Here is a 20,744-nt window from a genome sequence, read left to right on the forward strand (position 1 = left end):
GGTAGGTCAATATCAGCAGCACAGTGGATTAAGTAGTGGGATGAAAATAGACCGTAATCCTTTTCGCGACTATTCGGCTGAATCAGCCCTCTTTGTGCGCCGTGCACTGGTGGCGCTTTTTGGCATTCTGCTGCTTAGCAGCATACTGGTTTACAATCTATACACTATCCAGGTGGTGCGTTTTCAGGATTATCAAACCCGATCGAACGATAACCGCATCAAGCTCATTCCCATTGCACCGAGTCGTGGAATTATCTACGACCGAAATGGCACCCCGCTGGCGCTTAATCGCACCATCTATCAGCTGGAAATGATGCCAGAGAAGGTCGACGACGTTAAAAATACGCTGATTGCGTTGACGACGATTGTCGATCTCACCTCTGAAGATATTGAAAACTTCTACAAAGAACGCAAACGTGCGCGACGCTTCACCTCTATTCCGGTAAAAGTGGGATTAACCGAGGTGCAGGTGGCGCGTTTTGCGGTCAACCAATTCAAATTCCCCGGCGTTGAAGTCAAAGGCTATCAGCGCCGCTATTACCCTTACGGTTCCGCGCTGACACACGTGATTGGTTATGTTTCAAAAATTAACGATCGCGACGTTGAAAGGCTGGACAAAGACGGTATTCTTGCTAACTACGCCGCGACGCACGACATCGGCAAGCTGGGCATTGAGCGTTACTACGAAAGCACGCTACACGGCAAAACGGGCTACGCCGAAGTTGAAGTCAACAACCGTGGCAGAGTTATCCGTCAGCTACACGAAGAGCCGCCTCAGGCCGGCAAAGACATTACGCTTACGCTCGATCTCCCGCTGCAAATCTATATTGAACAGCTGCTGAGCGGCAGCCGCGCCGCAGTAGTGGTCACAGATCCGCGCGATGGCAGCATTCGGGCGCTTGTTTCCAACCCAAGCTACGATCCGAATCTGTTTGTAGACGGAATTTCCAGCAAGGATTACAACACCTTGCTCAACGATCCCGATCGGCCGCTCATCAACCGCGCGACGCAGGGGGTGTATCCTCCCGCCTCGACGGTCAAACCGTACATCGCCGTTTCATCGCTGACCGCGGGCGTGATTACCAAAAATACGTCGCTGTTTGACCCCGGATGGTGGCAACTTCCCGGCTCGGACAAGCGTTATCGAGACTGGAAACACTGGGGTCACGGTCGATTGAATGTGACAAAAGCCCTTGAGGAGTCGGCGGATACCTTCTTCTATCAGGTGGCCTACGATATGGGCATCGACCGTCTGTCAGAGTGGATGTCGAAATTTGGCTACGGCCAGTATACCGGCATCGATCTCTCGGAAGAACGTAATGGCAACATGCCGACGCGCGACTGGAAGATGAAACGCTTTAAAAAGCCGTGGTATCAGGGTGACACCATCCCGGTAGGGATCGGACAAGGCTACTGGACCGCGACACCGATTCAGAACATGAAGGCGCTAACCACGCTGATTAACGACGGCAACGTCAAAACGCCTCACCTGCTGCTCAACACACAGGACGGTGCCACCAAGGTGCCGTACCAACAGCAGGAAACGACGCAGATTGGCGATATCCATTCCGGGTATTGGGAGCTGGCGAAAGACGGCATGTTTGGCGTAGCAAACCGTTCGAACGGGACCGCACGTAAATACTTTATGGATGCGCCGTATAAAGCCGCGGCGAAATCCGGTACTGCCCAGGTTTACGGCCTCAAAGCCAATGAAACCTATAATGCACATAAAATTGCAGAGCATCTGCGTGACCACAAGCTGATGAACGCCTTTGCGCCTTACGACAACCCTACCGTTGCAGTCAACGTAGTGTTGGAAAACGGCGGTATCGGGCCCGCCGTGGGGACCATCGTCCGCCAGATCCTCGACCATATCTTATTGGGCGACAATACGACAAAATTACCGGACGAAGCGCCTGCTGCGCCCGGCATTGAAGGTGATTAACGTAGAATGACTGAGAGCCAACAGAAAGGGTCGCTGTGGACCAAGATGCACATCGACATCACTATGCTGCTTATCGTACTGGCGTTGCTGGTCTATAGCGCGTTCGTTATCTGGAGCGCGAGCGGTCAGGACGTCGGTATGATGGAGCGCAAACTCGCGCAGATTGCCGGAGGACTGGTTATCATGCTGGTGCTGGCGCAGGTTCCCCCCCGCGTGTATGAAAGCTGGGCGCCCTATCTCTACATCTTCTGTATTTTCCTGCTGGTATTGGTAGACGTGTTTGGACAGGTCAGTAAAGGCGCCCAGCGCTGGCTCGATCTGGGCTTCGTACGTTTCCAGCCCTCGGAGCTGGCGAAAATTGCCGTACCGCTGATGGTGGCACGCTTTATTAACCGCGATATCTGCCCGCCTTCGTTGAAAAATACTGCCATTGCGTTGGTGCTGGTGTTTGTTCCCACCTTGCTGGTCGCCGCACAGCCGGACCTCGGAACCGCAATCCTGATTGCCGCCTCCGGCATCTTTGTGCTTTTCCTCTCCGGCATGAGCTGGAAGCTTATTGCCTGCGCGGCCGTGCTGGTGGCAGCCTTTATTCCTATCCTGTGGTTCTTCCTGATGCACGACTATCAGCGAGACCGCGTGATGATGCTGCTTAACCCGGAAAGTGACCCGCTCGGGGCCGGTTATCACATTATTCAGTCCAAGATTGCCATCGGTTCTGGCGGTTTCTCCGGCAAAGGTTGGCTGCACGGCACTCAGTCACAGCTTGAATTCTTGCCCGAGCGCCACACCGACTTTATCTTCGCGGTATTGGCCGAGGAACTGGGCCTGCAGGGCGTCCTGGTGCTGCTGGCGCTCTATCTGGGCCTGATCACCCGTGGGCTGGTAATTGCAGCAAAAGCGCAAACTACTTTCGGCCGCGTTATGTCGGGAGGGTTAATGCTAATATTCTTTGTCTATGTCTTTGTAAACATTGGCATGGTGAGTGGTATAGTGCCGGTAGTAGGGGTTCCTTTACCTCTGGTCAGTTATGGTGGTTCAGCGCTAATCGTGCTGATGGCTGGGTTTGGTATCGTCATGTCGATACATACTCATCGAAAAATGTTATCAAAAAATTTATAGGGGTGAGCAATGCGCAAGGAGTGGGTAGGGGCGATTATCGCCGGGCTGTTATTGAGTGCCTGTAGTTCTCCAGACAACCAACCGCAGCAGGCCGCGCCAGAGCCCGCCTATAATGGGCCGGTAGTCGAGATTGGCGGTGCCTATCCGGTCTATGAGCCTCTGAATGCGAATGCCAACAACGACTACAGCGCCAACGGCAACAGCTACAAAATCATTCGCGATGCGTCTCGCTTTACGCAGACCGGTACCGCGACCTGGTACGGCAACGAAGCCGGTAGCAACGTTACCGCCAGCGGCGAAGAGTTCGATCCTTCGGCAATGACTGCGGCTCACCCGACGCTGCCGATCCCAAGCTACGTGCGCGTGACCAACTTGTCCAATGGCCGCATGCTGGTAGTCCGTATTAATGACCGCGGTCCGTTCACCTCTGACAAGATTATCGATTTGTCTAAAGCGGCCTTCGATCGCCTTAACCTGACCAACAGCACCCGCGTTAAGCTCGACATCATTAACGTCGCGCCGGACGGCACGCTGTCTGGCCCGGGCACCATTGGTACCACCGTTGCCAGACAGACCTACGCCCTGCCCGCACGCCCTAGCCTCGGCTCAAGCGACATGGGCACGCCGGTCCTGTCCGCGCCACCGGCCATCGGTGCCGCCGTCCGTCCCGTCGACAACAGCACGCTGAACACCCAGAACGATGATTCAACCAGCGATGAGGATAGCGCGGGAGCGGGCGCAAGCGCCTCTAACGGCGGCGGTTTCCTTCAGGCTCCGAAGCCTTTACCTGCGGGCGTGCTTGAGACCAGCGAACCTGCACCCGTTGCAGCGGATGATGATGCACCGGTTGCCAGCGCAAACACCTCTCGCACCGCGATGGCCGCCGCCCCGGTGGTTGCCGCGCCAGTGGTTGCTCGTCCGGCTACCCATCAGTCTGCGCCGGTATCCGGGGGTGGATACATGGTGCAGGTGGGCGCGCTGAGCAATCCGCAAAACGCAGAAATCTGGCAGAAGAGCCTGAGCAAACGCTTCGCCGTACCTGGAAAAGTGCAGCCTAACGGCAGCAATTACCGCGTACAGTTGGGGCCATTCAGCAGCCGCCAGCAGGCCGTACAACTGCAACAGCGACTGTCGAGTGAAGCGCAGCAGCAGTCGTTTGTAGTATCGGCGTCTGCGATGTAATCGTAGTCAACGCGCCCCGCGAGGTCATGGGCGCTGCCGCAGGCTGGCAAGTGCGTTAATTCGCTGAGCTGATGCAAGTCAGTGATTCGTGTTAACCCCTACGGCCAACGCTGCGACAGCGCCCAAAATCAGGCGGGGTAACATGTTGTAAAAATCGGTAAATCCCCGCAAGCCATCGTATTGGAAGATGTCTGATTGTTACGGTTCTGATATAGTGTGGCACGTTTTTAATTTACCTATACGGATGTTGTTGTCTCAATCATGAAACTTGCTACTCCTTCTCGTTTAGTCAAGGGCATCGCGCTTGGCACCGTCATTACTTTCTGTTCAACGTCCGCCGTTTTTGCTGACGATGTCAATCTGAAGACCATGATCCCTGGCGTTCCGCAAATTGATGCCGAAGCCTATGTTCTGATTGATTACAACTCGGGCAAAGTGCTGGCTGAAATGAACGCCGATGCGCGTCGCGATCCGGCCAGTCTGACTAAAATGATGACCAGCTACGTGATTGGGCAAGCCATCAAGTCAGGTAAAATTACCCCGACTGACGTCGTTACCGTCGGTAAAGACGCCTGGGCAACCGGAAACCCGGTCTTCAAAGGCTCATCCCTGATGTTCCTCAAGCCCGGCGACCGCGTCCCTGTCTCTGAGCTGAACCGCGGTATCATTTTGCAATCGGGTAACGACGCCTGCGTCGCCATGGCTGACTACGTCGCCGGCAGTCAGGACGCCTTCGTGGGTCTGATGAACAACTACGTAAATGCGCTGGGCCTGAAAAACACCCACTTCGGCACCGTGCACGGCCTCGACGCAGACGGTCAATACAGCTCGGCGCGCGACATGGCGCTGATCGGTCAAGCGCTGATCCGCGACGTTCCAGAAGAGTATGCAACCTACAAAGAGAAAGAGTTTACCTTCAACAATATCCGCCAGATGAACCGTAACGGCCTGCTGTGGGACTCTAGCCTGCAGGTTGACGGCATCAAGACCGGTCACACCGAATCGGCGGGCTATAACCTGGTTGCCTCTGCCACCGAAGGCCAGATGCGTTTGATCTCCGCCGTCATGGGCGGTCACACCTATAAAGGTCGTGAAGTTGAAAGTAAAAAACTGCTGACCTGGGGCTTCCGTTTCTTCGAAACCGTGGCACCGCTGAAAGCCGGTAAAGAATTTGCGTCAGAGCCTGTCTGGTTTGGTAACACCGATCGCGTTGAGCTGGGCGTTGATAAAGATGCCTACCTGACCATCCCACGCGGCCGCATGAAAGATCTGAAAGCCAGCTACGTGCTTAACAACACCGAGCTGCATGCACCATTGCAGAAAAATCAGGTAGTTGGCACGATTAACTTCCAACTGGACGGCAAAACTATCGATCAGCGTCCTCTTGTGGTGCTAAACGAAGTAAAAGAAGGCGGATTCGTCAGCCGCATCGTGGACTATATTAAACTGATGTTCCATCATTGGTTTGGCTAAAACACCGCGACAGGGGTTGAAAATGTGCACTTTAACCCCACATGTTTAGTATATAATTCTAGTTATAACTCCCGCTGCGGCGGGAGTTATGGTTTATACATCTTAATAGCAGTTACTACGCGGGAGTGCACATGAAAACCAAACTGAACGAACTACTCGAATTCCCCTGCTCATTCACTTATAAAGTGATGGGTCTGGCGCAGCCCGAGTTGGTTGACCAGGTTGTGGAAGTCGTGCAGCGTCACGCGCCTGGCGATTACAACCCGCAGGTGAAACCAAGCAGCAAAGGCAACTACCATTCCGTTTCGATTACCATTACCGCAACTCACATCGATCAGGTCGAAACCCTGTACGATGAGCTAGGTAACCTCGAAATCGTGCGTATGGTTCTGTAAGCCAAGCAAATATCAGCGTAACGCGTAATGTGTTACGCTGATTTTCTTTATATTGCCCTATTCTCAGAATGACGATAACTGCCGTGCAACGAGAAAAACTGCAAGACCGCATCACCCTGCGCCAGCTTGGCCTGCAACCCTACGAACCCGTCTCCCGTGCCATGCACATCTTCACCGATTTACGCACTCCCGAAACTCAGGACGAAATCTGGCTGGTCGAACACCCAAAGGTCTTTACTCAGGGCCAGGCCGGTAAAGCCGAACACGTGCTTTCTCCGGGCGATATTCCGGTCATTCAGAGCGATCGCGGCGGTCAGGTGACCTATCATGGGCCGGGCCAGCAGGTGATGTACGTGATGGTCGATATCAAGCGCCGTAAAATGGGCGTGCGTGAACTGGTGACCGCCATAGAGCAAACCGTGGTCGATACGCTGGCGTTTTTCGATATCGAAGCCTATCCGCGCGCCGATGCGCCCGGCGTCTACGTTGACGGCAAGAAAATCTGCTCGCTGGGACTGCGCATCCGCCGTGGCTGTTCGCTGCACGGGCTGGCGCTGAATATCGATATGGATTTAGAACCTTTTCTGCGCATCAATCCCTGCGGTTATGCCGGTCTGGAGATGACCCAGGCGAGTCGAGTCAAGCCGGGTATCACCGTTGAGCAGGTTATGCCGGTTTTAGTTAAATCTTTTAACAAACAGCTAGGCTATCATCAGGTTGATTATCACCCTTGGCAGCTGGAAGATTATCCCGTACCGACGTTAAATCGATAGCCCACAGAGGCGAAATTTTACATTTTTATAACAGAGCAAGTTGTCGTTACTTTAAGCTATCTCGCTTCAATGATATAATTTCTGCATAATTTCAATTATTTTTTTAATGAAGCAGTTAGTTCATTGAATGTCATGAAAAATCTCGCCCGCGAGAGACGATACTGGAAACTGCACGATTATGAGTAAACCGATCCAAATGGAACGCGGCGTCAAATACCGCGATGCTGATAAGATGGCGTTAATCCCGGTGAAAACCGTGGTCACAGACCGGCAGGAAATGCTCCGCAAGCCGGCCTGGATGAAAATCAAACTTCCTGCTGACTCCTCTCGTATTCAGGGCATTAAAGCCGCACTGCGCAAAAACGGCCTGCACTCTGTTTGTGAAGAAGCCGCCTGCCCTAACCTTTCAGAGTGTTTTAACCACGGTACGGCCACCTTCATGATCCTCGGTGCCATCTGTACCCGTCGCTGCCCGTTCTGCGACGTTGCACACGGACGTCCGGTTGCGCCAGACGTCAACGAGCCGGAAAAGCTGGCACAGACCATTGCCGATATGGGTCTGCGTTATGTGGTGATTACCTCGGTTGACCGCGATGACCTGCGCGACGGCGGTGCTCAGCACTTTGCCGACTGCATCAGCGCCATCCGCGAGAAAAACCCGACTATTAAAATTGAAACGCTGGTTCCCGACTTCCGTGGACGTATGGACCGCGCGTTGGAAATCCTCAATGCGACGCCACCCGACGTGTTCAACCACAACCTGGAAAACGTCCCGCGCGTTTACCGCCAGGTTCGTCCGGGCGCAAACTACGAGTGGTCATTAAAGCTGCTTGAACGCTTTAAGGAAGCGCACCCTGAGGTGCCGACCAAATCGGGTCTGATGGTAGGTCTGGGTGAAACCAACGAAGAAATTCTTGAAGTGATGCGCGACCTGCGCCGTCACGGCGTAACCATGCTGACGCTGGGCCAGTACCTACAGCCAAGCCGTCACCATCTGCCGGTACAACGTTACGTTAGCCCTGAAGAATTTGAATACATGAAGGAAGAAGCGTTGAAGATGGGCTTCACCCACGCAGCCTGCGGTCCTTTCGTGCGTTCGTCATACCACGCCGATCTTCAGGCCAAGGGGATTGAAGTTAAGTAACCCGACAGTCCCGGGTCCGACTTCAACCGCCAGATATAAAAAAAGCTGCTTAATTAAGCAGCTTTTTTTTATCAGATTCATTCACGAATGAATTAGTCTTTGTGCTCTACGCGCTGTTCAGCCTGTGCGTCAGCTTTCGCTACCGGAGCCGGATCGTCATTCATGGCCTTTTTGAAGCCTCTCAGCGCAGCGCCCAGATCACCACCGAGTGAACGAAGTTTGCTGGTACCGAAAAGCAGCACAATCAGCACGCCGACAACTAACAGTTTAGTAATACTCAAACCTTCCATAAATACCTTCTTTACACTGATTGCTGAATTAAACAGCTGGAGAATAAAATCGTCGCAGTGGGCGACCTGAATTTTGTCTCTGTACGCATTATAACCATAAGCGCCATTATGAGCCTGTAAGCCCGCGCGTTAAAGCATTTCTTCGCTTTATAAATTGTTTTTTACAAAGGGAGCATACATAAATTGTGGGGGGATTATACGCCCGGGACGCCTCTGGAAACAAACCTTGCGTGCTCTCTTTAACGAGAAACCAACAGTCTTACAACAACCAAGGGGATGAGCCGAAATACATCGATGATGTCCTTCAGCGCCATCCCCTTCTATTTCAGCTCGTTAAATAAAACGGCTCAGGAAGGCCTGAAAACGTGGGTGCTGCGGATTGACCAAGACTTCTTCCGGCGGCCCTTCCTCGATGACGTAACCGCCGTCCATAAATACCACCCTGTCGGCCGCTTCACGCGCAAAACCAATCTCGTGGGTCACCACAATCATGGTGAGCCCCTGATCCGCCAGGCTGCGCATCGTTGCCAACACCTCGCCCACCAGCTCCGGGTCAAGCGCCGAGGTCGGCTCGTCAAAGAGCATCAGCTTTGGCTTGATCGCCAGAGCACGGGCTATCGCCACCCGCTGCTGCTGGCCACCGGAAAGATGGCGCGGATAGGCATCGGCCTTGTCGCTTAAGCCGACTTTTTCCAACAGCGCGCGCGCATAAGCCTCGGCCTCGTGACGACTCTGCCGGTGCACGCCTATCGGTGCCTCGATGATGTTTTGCAGTACGGTCATGTGGGGATAAAGATTGAACTGCTGGAACACCATGCCGATATCACGACGCTGGCGTGCAATCCCCCTTTCCGACAGTTTACGCAGCTGATTGCCGTGCAGCTCGTAGCCAATCTGCTCACCGCCGACCATGATAGTGCCGCGGTCGATATCTTCCAGGTGATTGATACAGCGGAGAAAGGTCGATTTCCCCGAACCTGAAGGACCAAGAATGACCACCACTTCACTCGGCTTCACGTCGAGATCGATGCCCTTTAACACCTCGTTGTCGCCATAGCTTTTATGCACGTTGCGGGCGGTAACCAGCAGCGGCTGACTGTCTGACAGAACCTGACTCATACGTCCTCCTTCTGAGCGAGATTTGGCTGGGCTATCAACGCTTTGCCCTGCGCATTCGGCTGCCGACGTTTGGCGGCCACCGTACGGCGCGTCCCTTTCGAATAGAAGCGTTCAATCGCCGACTGTCCAACATTCAGAATCGAAGTTATCAAGAGATACCAGATAACCGCGACCATCAGCATCGGCACCACTTCGAAGGTGCGGTTATAGATAGTCTGCACCGAATACAGCAGGTCACCCATCGCGATAACGCTCACCAGCGAGGTCGCTTTTATCATGCTGATCAACTGGTTGCCGGTAGGCGGAATAATCGAACGCATGGCCTGTGGAATAATAATGCGGCGCAGCGCGCGACCCCGACTCATACCAAACGCCTGGGCGGTTTCAGCCTGACCATTATCCACGGACAACAAACCGGCGCGGATGATCTCAGCCATGTAGGCCGCTTCGTTGAGCGCCAAACCGGCGATAGCGGCGGTCAGTGGGGTGATCAGGTCATTGGTATTCCAGGTCGCAAAGCTCGGGCCAATAAACGGCAGACCCATGGCGACGTGCGGGAACAGCGTAGACATATTGTACCAAAACAGCAGTTGTACCAGCAGCGGCGTACCACGAAAGAACCAGACGTAGAGGCCAGAAAGGCGGCGCAACAGCATGCTTTGCGACAAACGGCCCACCGCCAGCAGCAGTCCGAGCAGCGTACCCAGCAGCATCGAGACCACGGTGAGACCCAGCGTGACGCCCAGACCGCGAATGACCGAGGCCTCGGTAAACCACTGCGCCACGACGTGCCACTCAAAGTTTGGGTTACGGGCTACGCTAATGACCACATCAGCGGCGAGGATCAGGACAATTATCCAGGCGATCCAACGTCCGTAGTTACGCGGCGCGTGTGCAAACTCGACGTTGCGTCGTGGATCGGGGGACGTTTTCTCGGTCATTTAGTTGGTTTTCCCAGGTTGATGCCAGGTGCTGTTAGCATGTTGCCTTCGAGACCCCATTTTTTCATGATAATCGCGTAGGTGCCGTTATCAAACAGCTCCTGATAGGCGGCCAGAACCACCTTGCCGATTTCAGAATCTTTAGGAACCACGGTGCCCTGATAAATGTCGTTAAAACCGTTGGATTTACCGGCACCTGCCAGCGTGAGCTGACCGTTAGACGCTTTGATGAAGTAAGTGAGCGGCGCCTGCGAAGAGAAGAAGGCGTCAGAGCGCTTAGAGCGCACGGCAAGAATAGAGGTCGGCTGGTCGGTAAACGACTGCACGGTGACGGCCGGTTTGCCCGCTTTTACACAGTCTTCGGACTGCTGCTTAATCACCTTCTCAGCCGACCCCGCCGCCATAACGGCAATACGCAGACCGCAGGTATCGCTCAATGACTGGATATTTTTAGGATTGCCGTTAGGAACGGCGAACGCGACGTACTCTTTGACGAAGTCGACGAAGTCATTTTTGGCCTGACGCTCAGGGTAATCACCGATAGGGCCAATGCCCAGCTGATAGCGGCCGGAAGAGATACCGGTCAAAATACCTGATAATCCACTGACCGAAGCGTGCTCAACCTTTACCCCCAACAGCTGGCCCATCGAGGTCGCCAGGTCGGCACTCGCCCCGTCCAGCGAATCGGTGCCGGTCACGATTTCGTAGGGAGGAAAAGAACCGTTGTTCACGGAGGTCATGATGCCAGATTTCTGAATATCGGCAGGCAATTTGGCGTGCAGCGCCGGGTCCATTTTAACGACCGGAATAGAAACAGTTTCAGCGGCAAAAGCATTTACGGAAAGCAAACTCGCACTCAGAACGGCAGCACGACGAAATTGTTTTACCCTCATTGTATGTCTTCCTCTGTGTAAAGCAGTGTTGTGAATGTTGTGAGTTTTTATTTTTTTAACACCTTCCGTGGTGATGAAATCCTGAACGCCTTGCGTTTTTTACCGCCACTTCCGGCGCTGAAATGGCGGTTTGAGAAAGCGCTCCCTGGTGTTGGTTCGCGCCCTTTACTGCTCAACTGAGTGATAACGTTAGGTTGACGCGTTCAATCAGCCGTTGTGATGATATTTATTTCAACTGCGGTACGTCGAAGCAGCGGTTTTCCAGCACCGGCAAGACTTTGCGGGCATGGGCCAGACGTTCCCTTTCAATGTCGGCAAAGACCAGCGCAGGCGCTTCGGCCGCGCGGGCGATGGCAACGCCGAGCGGATCAACCACCATACTGTTGCCGATATTACGTTCACCACACTCGCCCACGGCCACGATGTAGCTGGTATTTTCCAGCGCACGCGCGGTGACCAGCACTTCCCAATGCATCTCTTTGAGCGGGCCTTTAACCCAGGCGGCAGGAAGCACCAACACTTCGGCACCGTCGAGCACCAGGCGGCGGGCCAGCTCTGGGAAACGCACGTCGTAGCAGGTCATCAAACCGACTTTAAAACCAGCAACGTCGACCAGCGGCGGCACTTCAGTGCCCGGATTGACGTTTCTGGACTCCTGCATATTGAAGGCATCGTACAGGTGAAGTTTGCGATATTCGGAAATGATTTCGCCATTTCTAATAGAAATCAATACGTTGAATGCACGACCGTCTGGTGTTGGCGTATGAATGCTCATCATGGTGGTCAGTGCGTTGCCTTTGCTGGCGGCCAGCAGCTTACTCACGAAAGGACCATCCAACGGCTGTGCAGCTTTCAATACCAGATCGGGATCGGTGATATCACGCGCCAAAATACCCTCTGGCAGCACCAGTAAATCAGCACCCGCCTCGCGTGATTTTGCCATCAGCGACAAACAGGTTTCGACGTTGGCTTCCCATTCGCGGGAAACGGCAAACTGGCCTAATGCGACTTTCATTCTTACTCCCCTCGCCTTTTAAGGCGTAAAAGTATATTTGGTGAAGGGTTCACCCAATGTTATTTGGCGTAAGCCGGGAACAGAGACGCAGGCGTCAAACGCTCGGCGGTAATTCCCTGAACATAAAGCTCATTGGCAAAGTCGTCGATCATTTTTTTATTCTGCTCGAAGCCGTTGTCGTTCCAGTTCACCGGCAGGTCGACCACGGTGCGGCGGATATCGTCCAACAACCAAGGCGTGGTGTCGGCATATTTCGCACGCTTGTCCATCCAGACGTTGTAAGACTTGTCGATAATTTTGCTTAATGCGTCGGCCAGCCAAGGGTGCTCGGCCGCCACGTCCGACTTGATAGCCAGAATATGCATGCCAGGCACGTAGCCGACACGGTTAAAGTACTCCAGCTCTGCCTGACGGAAATCCGGCTGCAGCTGACGGAAACCGGAACCCGGTTTGAAGAAACCTTCCGGCATGAACGGCGTGAATACCGCATCAAGCCAACCTTCCTTCAGCAGTTCCATCATCGGGCGCTCGCCAGGACAGGCTTCAATACGCCCCTCGCGACCAAAGCCGTTTAGGCGATCGACGATAGGATGCGATTCAGTCAGACGCCCCGCGTACCAGTAAGCGTCGTCAATACCCACTCCGTCCACGCCCAGCACGGTGCGGGTCCAGGTGTTGCCGGAATCTTGCCAGCCGGTCACGCCAATGCGTTTACCCGCCAGTTCTGAAATTTTGGTCAACGGGCTGTCATCACGTGTGATGATGCAGCGTTGTCGAAAGCCACGCATCAGGAAATGCGGCACGGCCAGTACGTCGTCTTCACCCCGTGCGCGGCCCTGTGCATAACGGCTGAAGGAGATCTCAGCGGCGTCATACTGTTCGCTGGTCGCTAAATCGCCTACCAGCGTCCCTACCCGGTCAATCTCGAGATTGAACCCTTCAGCCTTCACATCGCCCAATGCCAACGGCGTAAAATAATCCCAATCGCGAACTGCCAGCCTGATAGTAATCGCCACGTCTTTCCCCTTAATGTCGGCAAAATTGCTTATTTACACATGGAGCCTGTCCGAGCGGAGAGCTTTCACACCTGACCCAATGTGATTATTTTATCGCCTCCGTTGACTAAGTTTGATACTAATAGCTTAAATTAATATGTACAATAGAATCTTTGTTACTGAACAAAAGGTGATTTAATGGGTGAGAGCCTGAGAGAGAAAGTGCTTGATGCAGAGTGGTTTGCAGGCCATTTGCAGGACAGATCGATGCGCGGCATTGCCATTGAGACCGCCGCGATGATCCGTTCTGGCGTGATTGAAATCGGCACCCACCTCCCCGCCGTGCGCGAGCTGGCTCAGGCGCTCGGCGTCAGTCCTGCCACCGTGTCAGCGGCGTGGGGGCAGCTGAGACGCCAAAAAGTTATCGCCGGCAGAGGCCGCAACGGGGTGTGGGTGTGTGGCGATACGCTCTCCCCGCGCCCTGCACGATTCGAGAAAATCGGCAACTTTGGCGACAATATCATCGCCGATATGACGCTGGCCTCGCCGGATCCCGAGCTCCTGCCTCGTTTGAACCAGGCATTGCTTAGCAGCGTCGAGACTGAAAATCTCAACAGCTATCAGCGCGAAGCCATTTCTCAGGTGCTGCTTGATGCCGTACAGCCAAGTTGGCCCTATGCAGCAGACGCGTTTATGGCCGCCGACGGCGGTTTCGATGCCATGAACCTGACGCTGCAAACGCTGATTATGCAAGGCTCGGTCGTCGCGATTGAGGACCCGACCGCGACCCGCTTGCTGGACATGCTGGACAACATTGGTGCCCAGGTGATTGCGGTGAAATGCGACGAGTTTGGTCCTGTCCCTGATTCTCTGCTGGCGGCATTAAACAAAAATCCGGCGGCATTTATTTATCAGCCGCGCACACACTCGCACTGTGGGCATATCGTCAGCGCGGAACGCATGGCGCAGATGGCCGCTATTTTACAGAACAGTCAGACGCTGATTATTGAAGATGACGGAATCGGTGAGCTGGCCTGCACTGAACCGCGCAGCATGGGGTCTTTCTTGCCGAAGCGAACCGTGCATGTACGATCATACTCTAAAGCCTACGGACCGGATCTGCGGATGGCGGTTATCTCGGGATCCCATGATTTAATCAAGCAGATCAAATCGTTCCGTAATTTTGGTGCAGGATGGTCGAGCCGAATCCTGCAACACGCGCTGGCGTGGCTGATTAACGATCCGGTCACTCAGGAAGGGATCGCCGAAGCGAAGAAAGTCTATGCGCAACGTCGTCAGGCGCTGGTCGATGCGCTGGCGGTTCGCGGGATCCACCTGCCGAAACGCGAGGGGCTTTCCGTGTTGATTCCGGTACCCTCGGAGCAGTTTGCGCTGGTAACGCTGGCCGCACGTGGCATTGCCGTGCTGCCCGGCGAACGCAGCCGAATCGGGCCTGGGCAGTTTATTCGCGCCAGCACCAGCCTGATGCGTTTGGATCAGGTCGACACTATCGCCGACACGATTGCGCTGGCCATGGGCTGAGGCCTGTAATCTTCAGGAAAACGTCAGAAAAGCCTCAGATAAAAATCAGATTAGCGCAGGCGCTTGATCAAGTACTTAGGCGACTCTTCATACTCCGCGCGGGCGTAAAACTGGTGTGCCCGCACGCGGCGTGAATGGCTGTGAACCTCCATACGGTCGCAGCCACGCTCGCTGGCCAAACGTTCTGCCTCATCGAGAAGACGCTGGCCGATGCCCGCACCGCGGTGCTGGTCGCTGACGCAAAGATAGCTAATTCGGCAAAAATCGCCTGCGAGCGGCAGCTGAGGAATAAAATGCAGCGATATGAACCCACATACCTGCTCGTCAATGACAGACACCCACAGCACGCTGTCGGGATTGCCCTCCATGCGGATAATTTGCTGAGCGATACACTCGACGCTGGCTGGATAATCCAAATCTGCGAGCAGCCGGACCAATGCGGCCGCGTCGGCCGTTTGCGCATCACGAATGATCATCTTTGTTCCTTAAACTCGGGCTAATGCTTGGGTTAATACTACACAATCAAATTCAACTTCGGTAATATCATGGGCTCATTGTTTAAGCCACGGCTTGTTCAGTGCTCAAGCAGTTGGAGATGACATTCCTCCCAAACCGCCTTTACCGGCTAATGATGTCTACGCAATCTCATAGAGAGGTTCGTAGCATGACGCCGGGACCTTTCTGAACATCCACTTTTATATGAAAGGCATTTATGTTTAACACCTTCCTTGCAGTATTAATTGGCGGCGGTGTGGGCAGTGTTGCCCGCTGGTTCATCAGCTTAAAACTCAACCCGACCACCTCCCTGCTGCCGATTGGAACACTGACGGTCAATCTGGCGGGAGCGTTTATCATCGGCCTGGGCATCGCTATTTTCAACCGCATGACCCACCTTGACCCGGTGTGGAAAATGCTGCTAACCACCGGATTCTGCGGCGGTATGACCACCTTTTCGACCTTTTCGCTAGAAGTGGTGTACATGCTGCAAGACGGACGCTTCGGCGCGGCGCTGCTTAATATTGCCCTCAACCTGTTTGGCTCGCTGGCGCTGACCCTGCTGGGCTTCATGCTGGTGAGTTGGTACACCGGGCATTAATTTTGCGCATCTCCCGCTCTGATTTAATGTTTCCTTAACGTTCGGCAGCGATACTAGCCTCAGTTTATTACAGCATAATGTCTAGATAACCTGAGGCTAACGATGTTTTCATTCCCGACAACGGCCAGCGAAATCACGACTTCCGTTTTTTGCCTGGCTGTGGTGTTGAGCTTCCTGCATAGCTATCTGCTGTAACCGCAGATTTCCTCGCCAAAATTCCCTTAAAAGAGCTTTTGTCTAAGGACAAAAGCTCTTTTTGCTACATTTATAATACAATTATTTACCTTCCCCCCAGTATTCCCTATAATTGAGAACGAGCGTTCACACTTTTTCTCTCAAGTTATCCTCTCGTTTTTAATTTAAAAAATGCATTGCGGGTTAATTTGAGAAAAAAAGTTTACTTTTACTTTTCAGGTGCCTCTATGCATCCCGCTAACCAAACAAAAGACCAACGCGTTTGTGCCCGCAGGGACCAGATCGTCGCCGCTTCACGACTGTGTTTTCGTAAGCACGGATTCCACGGCGCAGGCATGGCGGAAATTGCCAAAATGTCGCAGCTTAGCGTGGGTCAAATCTACCGTTATTTCGTCAATAAAGACGCCATCATTGAAGAAATTGTGCGACGTATCGTCTTCAAAAAAATACAAATAATGACCGGCGGTGCCCACAATCTGAAACAGATGGCCAGTAATCTGGCGTATCGGGTGATTGGCGTACAAAATATTGATCACAGTAAAATTGACTGCCCTGAACTCAGTCCAGAACAGAATGAAATTGACCATGCGCTGATGCTGGAAGTGACTGCCGAAGCGACGCGTAACCCGGTGGTTGAGAAAATCCTTCGCGACGCTGAATCCAAGCTGTTTAACGAAGCTAAAGCGATGATGACCCCCTACTACCCCGACATGCCGGAAAAAGAGCTGACTGCGCGTCTGGAAATGATGGCCGTGATGTGTGAAGGCACCGCATTCCGTCGTTTGACGCAGGCGCATGCCGATCCAGAAACACTTAAAACTATTTATAACCAAGTCTTTTTAAAAGTCTTTAGTGACTCGACTCCCTCCCACACTCCGGAAAATTAATGAACGACCATTTAGTACAAAAACGCCTCGGCTATGCCCTGGTATTGGGTTCGCTTGCCGCACTTGGCCCCCTCTGCACCGATCTCTATCTTCCCGCCTTGCCTACTCTGGCAGCAGAACTGGAAACCAACACCGCCACTAGCCAGCTCAGTCTGACCGCCGGTCTGTTGGGTCTCGGTGCCGGACAACTGATCTTCGGGCCGCTGAGTGACCGCTTTGGCCGCATGCGCCCTCTGCTACTCTCACTGCTCCTGCTGCTGGCCGCTTCCGTAGGGTGCGCACTGGCGACCAATATCGATCAATTGATCGTTGCCCGACTGCTGCAGGGCATCGCTGGAGCGGGGGGTGCCGTACTGTCTCGAGCCGTAGCGCGTGACTTGTACAGTGGACACGACCTGACTAAATTCTTTGCACTCCTGATGCTGGTCAACGGCCTTGCGCCGATTATTGCGCCCGTTCTCGGCGGCGGACTGCTGACTTTCCTCAGCTGGCGTGGAATTTTCGGAGCCATCGCGACGATCTCCATCCTGCTGTTTGTCTTATCCTCCGTGAAACTGCATGAAACCCTGCCTGCGGAACGTCGCTCGACGGGTGGCGCAGTGGCGATGATAAAGTCAGTGGGCAAACTGCTTCATGAGCGTCAATTCATGGGGCTTTGCCTGACGCAGGGCTTTATCATGGCCGGAATGTTTGCCTACATTGGCGCGTCACCCTTCGTCTTGCAGCAGATTTACCACCTCAGTCCGGTGACCTTCAGCCTGTGCTTTGCCCTTAACGGCATGGGTCTGGTGTTTGCAGCGCAGATCTCATCCCGCCTTGCGGTGATGTGGGGCGAGCTGATGATGGTCAAGATTGGCCTGACAATTGCGGCAATTGCCTCGGTGATACTGGTGGTAGCAGGCGCGATGCATGCACCGCTGGCTGTGCTGCTGGTGCCGCTGTTCTTCTCGATTATCAATATCGGGATTATCGGTCCTAATGCGGGGTCGCTGGCGATGCAGAGTCAGGGAAGAAATGCAGGCAGCGCCTCAGCCTTGCTGGGTGTCTGCATGTTTGCGCTCGGGGCAACGGCCGTGCCATTAACCGGTATTGGCGGCACCTCGGCGCTCTCAATGGGGCTGACTATCTGTGGCTGTTTCTTTATTGCCATCCTGATATTCCTCACCCTTGCCCGCCCTACCTTCGCCAAAAAATCCTGACCGTTGTTTGCTGTATCTCTAACGACAGGCAAAAAAAAACCCGCATCTGCGGGTTTTTCAGAAATCGGCTAGAGTTAGATAGCGATAACGTTAGCAGCCGACGGGCCTTTGGCGCCATTGGTGATTTCGAACTCTACACGTTGGCCTTCAGCAAGGGTCTTGAAACCGTTGCTTGAAATAGCAGAGAAATGAACGAAAACATCTTTGCTGCCATCTTCAGGGGTAATGAAACCAAAACCTTTTGATTCATTGAACCACTTAACGCTACCTTTAATCTTAGACATCAAACTTACCTTTACGTGATTTGTAAGACACAAAAAGTGTGTCAATTACAGTACAGCAATAGATTCAGCTTTTGTCCAGAAATCCGATTGCAATAAGCGATAAAGCTCTCACTCTTCGACTTACTGCAACCGTTCATACTGCTTAATGCCAATTTTTCCGATTCAACGAAGGCGATTAGAAGAAAGAATCGTCGTCGTCATCGTCATTGCCACCACCAAAGAAGCTGTCGTCTGAATCATTCAGGAAGCCCGAATAGGTGTTGTCATTGCTGTTATTGTTGTCGTTGTACACCGGGTTGTCCCAGGCGTTGTCACCGCTCAGCAGCGGATCGGTAGACGGATTGAAATTCTCCGTAACCTGATTATTTTCAACAACATTGACGATTTCTTCAGGACGGCTCTGGTGGAACATACCGGTCAGCATATCGGCCAACACAACGCCACCCGCGACGCCCGCAGCCGTTTTCAGTGCGCCACCGATAAAGCCAGAACCGATTGGCGCAGCGGCCGCTGTCGGCGGAGCCTGCTGGTAAGCCGGCTGTGCCGGTGCCGCATTATTGCCCCAGCCGTTATTTTGCTGGGTACCCGGAATCGGGCCGCTGCCTGAGGACTGCTGATTCTGCGGCTGACCGCCGCCGCCGAACAAGCCAGCCAGGAAGCCGGTGCTTTGCGGTTTGCTGTTTTGAGCCTGGGTCTGCAGCTGGTTTTGCAACTGAGCAACCTGCTGCTGCAGATCCTGAACCTGCGCATTCAATCGCTTCAGTGCGGCCTCTTGAATGATCATGGCCTGCGCCATGTAGTAAGGCACGGAAGGCTGCTTGCTCACGTAGGACTGTATGAGGCGCTCGGCTTCAGCGTCACGTGGTGCAGTATTGGACTCAGCCTGTTGTAAACGGCTAAAAAGACCTTCAATCAAACGCTGTTCTTCGGATTGCATGGGATCACCCTATCACTGTTTATTCTGGCCATGCGAAAGCATGGCCAAGTTGACACTCACACTAATACAATTAGTTTCATCTATGAATTAACTGAGTGTCAACAAATGTGACGGGCGTAAAGTTGTGTACGCTTATTTCTTCGGCTGCCAGCTGAAGATGAAATCTTTGTCCGGTAACTGAGTGTAATTACGGATGATTTCGTGATACGTCTTCGCCGGATCCAAATTTTTAAACTGCTGCGGATAAATAAATTTCGCCAAATATTCCATGCCGACGATGTTGTACGGGTGGTTGTAGAACTGGTGGTAAACCGCATAGACGCGCTGGTCCATCACGGCAGGCACCTGTGCCACACCGGTGCGGGAGGTCAGCACCTTGGCTTCTTTATCTACGTCAGCCTGGTTAGCTGATAAACCGAAAGGCATCATGGTGGTCTGCCCTTTGCCCGGATGGATTGAACCGGTAAAGATGTAGACATCAGGCTTCATGCTAATGACTTTTTCGAGCGAAACTTCACCCGACGCGCCCGGCAGCAGCTCGGAGCCGATATTTTTGGCGCCTACGGCCTCAATCAGCTTGCCCCAGCCCTCTTCACCGTGAGTGAAGCAGCAGGAGTCGCTACGACCGGCCAGCGGTTCAATAAACACGTTTGGACGATTCTTGATGGACGCAATTTCGTCCTGAATGTGTTGATAATGCTGACGATAGAAAGCGGTATAGGCCTGCGCGTTCTTCTCCTGATTCAGCACTTTACCCAGCAGGTCGATACTTGGCGCCGTATCTTTCGCCGGGTTGATATCGTAATCCACGAAGACGATGGGAATATGCAGCTGATTCAGTCTGTCGATAACGCCGCCCTGTTGCAGTGACTGTTTGGCACGCAGCTGCGCTATCATCAAATCAGGTTTTTTAGCGATAACGGTTTCCAGATCAACCTGGCCTTTGTCGCTGAATCCCATGTCGAGGATTTTGGTCGATTCTGGCCATTTGCCTTTCAGCATGTCCCAGGTACCGGAGTCGGTGTTTTTAAGCAGGTTATTCCAGGCCACTACGCGCTTGAAAGGATCGCTTTTATCCAACACAGCCAGAGACAGAATGTCACGGCCGTCCTGAATGATGATGCGCTCAGGCTCTTTATTAATGGTCAGCTTCTGTCCGGCAAGGTCGGTGACCGTCAGCGGATAAGTCGTTGCGAAAGTCGCAAAAGAGGCCGCCATCAGGCCGGCAACGGAAAGCACGCGCGTCGTTTTTTTCAGCATTTTTGCATCCAGGAAAATGATTTATAAATATGAATGATTCTAATAACCATTATCAAATCA

At 53.3% G+C, this 20,744-nt stretch carries 21 protein-coding genes and 1 riboswitch; of the genes, 11 read left to right on the top strand and 10 right to left on the bottom strand.

Annotated features, from left to right (window positions below; genetic code table 11):
- Window positions 1-40 precede the first annotated feature (40 nt).
- The 7 genes from mrdA to lipA all read left to right on the top strand — a co-directional run bounded on the left by mrdA (window position 41) and on the right by lipA (window position 8,031).
- The gene (gene mrdA / locus BS640_RS01190; protein ID WP_084911646.1) at window positions 41-1,945 is read left to right on the top strand and encodes a peptidoglycan DD-transpeptidase MrdA; all 1,905 of its coding nucleotides are present in this window, start codon (window positions 41-43) and stop codon (window positions 1,943-1,945) included.
- 6 nt (window positions 1,946-1,951) lie between these two features.
- On the top strand, window positions 1,952-3,064 hold the full coding sequence (mrdB, locus tag BS640_RS01195; RefSeq protein ID WP_017491373.1) for a peptidoglycan glycosyltransferase MrdB: 1,113 nt from the start codon (window positions 1,952-1,954) through the stop codon (window positions 3,062-3,064).
- 9 nt (window positions 3,065-3,073) lie between these two features.
- Window positions 3,074-4,246, top strand: a complete 1,173-nt coding sequence (rlpA, locus tag BS640_RS01200; protein WP_084911648.1) for an endolytic peptidoglycan transglycosylase RlpA — start codon at window positions 3,074-3,076, stop codon at window positions 4,244-4,246.
- 261 nt (window positions 4,247-4,507) lie between these two features.
- A complete protein-coding gene (dacA, locus tag BS640_RS01205; protein WP_017491375.1) occupies window positions 4,508-5,719 on the top strand; it encodes a D-alanyl-D-alanine carboxypeptidase DacA in 1,212 nt (403 codons plus the stop codon).
- A gap of 131 nt (window positions 5,720-5,850) precedes the next feature.
- Window positions 5,851-6,114 carry a DUF493 family protein YbeD gene (ybeD, locus tag BS640_RS01210; RefSeq protein WP_017491376.1) on the top strand — a complete coding sequence of 88 codons (264 nt, stop codon included), beginning with the start codon at window positions 5,851-5,853 and terminating at the stop codon, window positions 6,112-6,114.
- A 68-nt stretch (window positions 6,115-6,182) separates the two neighbouring features.
- On the top strand, window positions 6,183-6,887 hold the full coding sequence (gene lipB, locus BS640_RS01215; protein ID WP_084911650.1) for a lipoyl(octanoyl) transferase LipB: 705 nt from the start codon (window positions 6,183-6,185) through the stop codon (window positions 6,885-6,887).
- 178 nt (window positions 6,888-7,065) lie between these two features.
- Window positions 7,066-8,031, top strand: a complete 966-nt coding sequence (lipA, locus tag BS640_RS01220) for a lipoyl synthase (protein ID WP_017491378.1) — start codon at window positions 7,066-7,068, stop codon at window positions 8,029-8,031.
- A gap of 92 nt (window positions 8,032-8,123) precedes the next feature.
- Here lipA and tatA read toward each other — a convergent pair whose 3' ends face one another.
- From tatA to BS640_RS01250, 6 genes are all read right to left on the bottom strand, one after another.
- The gene (gene tatA / locus BS640_RS01225; protein WP_017491379.1) at window positions 8,124-8,321 is read right to left on the bottom strand and encodes a Sec-independent protein translocase subunit TatA; all 198 of its coding nucleotides are present in this window, start codon (window positions 8,319-8,321) and stop codon (window positions 8,124-8,126) included.
- A 333-nt stretch (window positions 8,322-8,654) separates the two neighbouring features.
- A complete protein-coding gene (locus BS640_RS01230) occupies window positions 8,655-9,440 on the bottom strand; it encodes an amino acid ABC transporter ATP-binding protein (RefSeq protein WP_017491380.1) in 786 nt (261 codons plus the stop codon).
- Window positions 9,437-10,381 carry an amino acid ABC transporter permease gene (locus BS640_RS01235; RefSeq protein ID WP_017491381.1) on the bottom strand — a complete coding sequence of 315 codons (945 nt, stop codon included), beginning with the start codon at window positions 10,379-10,381 and terminating at the stop codon, window positions 9,437-9,439. Before BS640_RS01235 ends, BS640_RS01230 begins: the two co-directional genes overlap by 4 nt.
- A complete protein-coding gene (locus BS640_RS01240; protein WP_017491382.1) occupies window positions 10,378-11,274 on the bottom strand; it encodes an ABC transporter substrate-binding protein in 897 nt (298 codons plus the stop codon). The genes BS640_RS01235 and BS640_RS01240 overlap by 4 nt, the downstream gene beginning before the upstream one ends.
- Window positions 11,275-11,500: 226 nt before the next feature.
- Window positions 11,501-12,289 carry a deaminated glutathione amidase gene (locus BS640_RS01245; protein ID WP_017491384.1) on the bottom strand — a complete coding sequence of 263 codons (789 nt, stop codon included), beginning with the start codon at window positions 12,287-12,289 and terminating at the stop codon, window positions 11,501-11,503.
- Window positions 12,290-12,348: 59 nt separating this feature from the next.
- The gene (locus BS640_RS01250; RefSeq protein ID WP_017491385.1) at window positions 12,349-13,305 is read right to left on the bottom strand and encodes a substrate-binding domain-containing protein; all 957 of its coding nucleotides are present in this window, start codon (window positions 13,303-13,305) and stop codon (window positions 12,349-12,351) included.
- 177 nt (window positions 13,306-13,482) lie between these two features.
- Between BS640_RS01250 and BS640_RS01255 the strand changes: the two genes are divergently transcribed.
- Window positions 13,483-14,826, top strand: coding sequence for an aminotransferase class I/II-fold pyridoxal phosphate-dependent enzyme (locus tag BS640_RS01255; RefSeq protein ID WP_084911652.1), 1,344 nt, complete (start codon window positions 13,483-13,485; stop codon window positions 14,824-14,826).
- A gap of 50 nt (window positions 14,827-14,876) precedes the next feature.
- Here BS640_RS01255 and BS640_RS01260 read toward each other — a convergent pair whose 3' ends face one another.
- The gene (locus BS640_RS01260; RefSeq protein WP_017491387.1) at window positions 14,877-15,302 is read right to left on the bottom strand and encodes a GNAT family N-acetyltransferase; all 426 of its coding nucleotides are present in this window, start codon (window positions 15,300-15,302) and stop codon (window positions 14,877-14,879) included.
- Between the two features lie 106 nt (window positions 15,303-15,408).
- Window positions 15,409-15,471: riboswitch (Fluoride riboswitch) on the top strand.
- A 67-nt stretch (window positions 15,472-15,538) separates the two neighbouring features.
- On the opposite strand from BS640_RS01260, the gene crcB reads away from it, so the two are divergent.
- The 3 genes from crcB (at window position 15,539) to BS640_RS01275 (ending at window position 18,203) form a co-directional block, all read left to right on the top strand.
- Window positions 15,539-15,922, top strand: a complete 384-nt coding sequence (gene crcB / locus BS640_RS01265) for a fluoride efflux transporter CrcB (RefSeq protein WP_017491388.1) — start codon at window positions 15,539-15,541, stop codon at window positions 15,920-15,922.
- 422 nt (window positions 15,923-16,344) lie between these two features.
- Complete coding sequence (locus BS640_RS01270; RefSeq protein ID WP_026110462.1) at window positions 16,345-17,004, top strand: TetR/AcrR family transcriptional regulator; 660 nt, start codon at window positions 16,345-16,347, stop codon at window positions 17,002-17,004.
- Complete coding sequence (locus tag BS640_RS01275) at window positions 17,004-18,203, top strand: multidrug effflux MFS transporter (protein ID WP_017491390.1); 1,200 nt, start codon at window positions 17,004-17,006, stop codon at window positions 18,201-18,203. The genes BS640_RS01270 and BS640_RS01275 overlap by 1 nt, the downstream gene beginning before the upstream one ends.
- Window positions 18,204-18,277: 74 nt before the next feature.
- Here the strand turns inward: BS640_RS01275 and cspE are convergent, their stop codons facing one another.
- From cspE to BS640_RS01290, 3 genes are all read right to left on the bottom strand, one after another.
- Entirely contained in the window at window positions 18,278-18,487 is a 210-nt protein-coding gene (gene cspE, locus BS640_RS01280) for a transcription antiterminator/RNA stability regulator CspE (protein WP_009636912.1), read from the bottom strand.
- 175 nt (window positions 18,488-18,662) lie between these two features.
- The gene (locus tag BS640_RS01285; protein ID WP_017491391.1) at window positions 18,663-19,424 is read right to left on the bottom strand and encodes a DUF2076 domain-containing protein; all 762 of its coding nucleotides are present in this window, start codon (window positions 19,422-19,424) and stop codon (window positions 18,663-18,665) included.
- Between the two features lie 132 nt (window positions 19,425-19,556).
- Entirely contained in the window at window positions 19,557-20,684 is a 1,128-nt protein-coding gene (locus tag BS640_RS01290; protein ID WP_084911654.1) for an ABC transporter substrate-binding protein, read from the bottom strand.
- Window positions 20,685-20,744 lie beyond the last annotated feature (60 nt).

Source organism: Rouxiella badensis (genome assembly GCF_002093665.1).
Lineage (GTDB): Bacteria > Pseudomonadota > Gammaproteobacteria > Enterobacterales > Enterobacteriaceae > Rouxiella > Rouxiella badensis.

Bases quoted from the DNA above. Each gene is read 5' to 3' on its own strand.
- BS640_RS01235 (WP_017491381.1), bottom strand. From the start codon at position 10,381: ATGACCGAGAAAACGTCCCCCGATCCACGACGCAACGTCGAGTTTGCA.
- BS640_RS01240 (WP_017491382.1), bottom strand. From the start codon at position 11,274: ATGAGGGTAAAACAATTTCGTCGTGCTGCCGTTCTGAGTGCGAGTTTG.
- mrdB (WP_017491373.1), top strand. From the start codon at position 1,952: ATGACTGAGAGCCAACAGAAAGGGTCGCTGTGGACCAAGATGCACATC.
- BS640_RS01275 (WP_017491390.1), top strand. From the start codon at position 17,004: ATGAACGACCATTTAGTACAAAAACGCCTCGGCTATGCCCTGGTATTG.
- rlpA (WP_084911648.1), top strand. From the start codon at position 3,074: ATGCGCAAGGAGTGGGTAGGGGCGATTATCGCCGGGCTGTTATTGAGT.
- BS640_RS01290 (WP_084911654.1), bottom strand. From the start codon at position 20,684: ATGCTGAAAAAAACGACGCGCGTGCTTTCCGTTGCCGGCCTGATGGCG.
- BS640_RS01285 (WP_017491391.1), bottom strand. From the start codon at position 19,424: ATGCAATCCGAAGAACAGCGTTTGATTGAAGGTCTTTTTAGCCGTTTA.
- BS640_RS01255 (WP_084911652.1), top strand. From the start codon at position 13,483: ATGGGTGAGAGCCTGAGAGAGAAAGTGCTTGATGCAGAGTGGTTTGCA.
- ybeD (WP_017491376.1), top strand. From the start codon at position 5,851: ATGAAAACCAAACTGAACGAACTACTCGAATTCCCCTGCTCATTCACT.
- tatA (WP_017491379.1), bottom strand. From the start codon at position 8,321: ATGGAAGGTTTGAGTATTACTAAACTGTTAGTTGTCGGCGTGCTGATT.
- lipB (WP_084911650.1), top strand. From the start codon at position 6,183: ATGACGATAACTGCCGTGCAACGAGAAAAACTGCAAGACCGCATCACC.
- crcB (WP_017491388.1), top strand. From the start codon at position 15,539: ATGTTTAACACCTTCCTTGCAGTATTAATTGGCGGCGGTGTGGGCAGT.
- dacA (WP_017491375.1), top strand. From the start codon at position 4,508: ATGAAACTTGCTACTCCTTCTCGTTTAGTCAAGGGCATCGCGCTTGGC.
- BS640_RS01245 (WP_017491384.1), bottom strand. From the start codon at position 12,289: ATGAAAGTCGCATTAGGCCAGTTTGCCGTTTCCCGCGAATGGGAAGCC.
- lipA (WP_017491378.1), top strand. From the start codon at position 7,066: ATGAGTAAACCGATCCAAATGGAACGCGGCGTCAAATACCGCGATGCT.
- BS640_RS01270 (WP_026110462.1), top strand. From the start codon at position 16,345: ATGCATCCCGCTAACCAAACAAAAGACCAACGCGTTTGTGCCCGCAGG.
- cspE (WP_009636912.1), bottom strand. From the start codon at position 18,487: ATGTCTAAGATTAAAGGTAGCGTTAAGTGGTTCAATGAATCAAAAGGT.
- BS640_RS01260 (WP_017491387.1), bottom strand. From the start codon at position 15,302: ATGATCATTCGTGATGCGCAAACGGCCGACGCGGCCGCATTGGTCCGG.
- mrdA (WP_084911646.1), top strand. From the start codon at position 41: ATGAAAATAGACCGTAATCCTTTTCGCGACTATTCGGCTGAATCAGCC.
- BS640_RS01230 (WP_017491380.1), bottom strand. From the start codon at position 9,440: ATGAGTCAGGTTCTGTCAGACAGTCAGCCGCTGCTGGTTACCGCCCGC.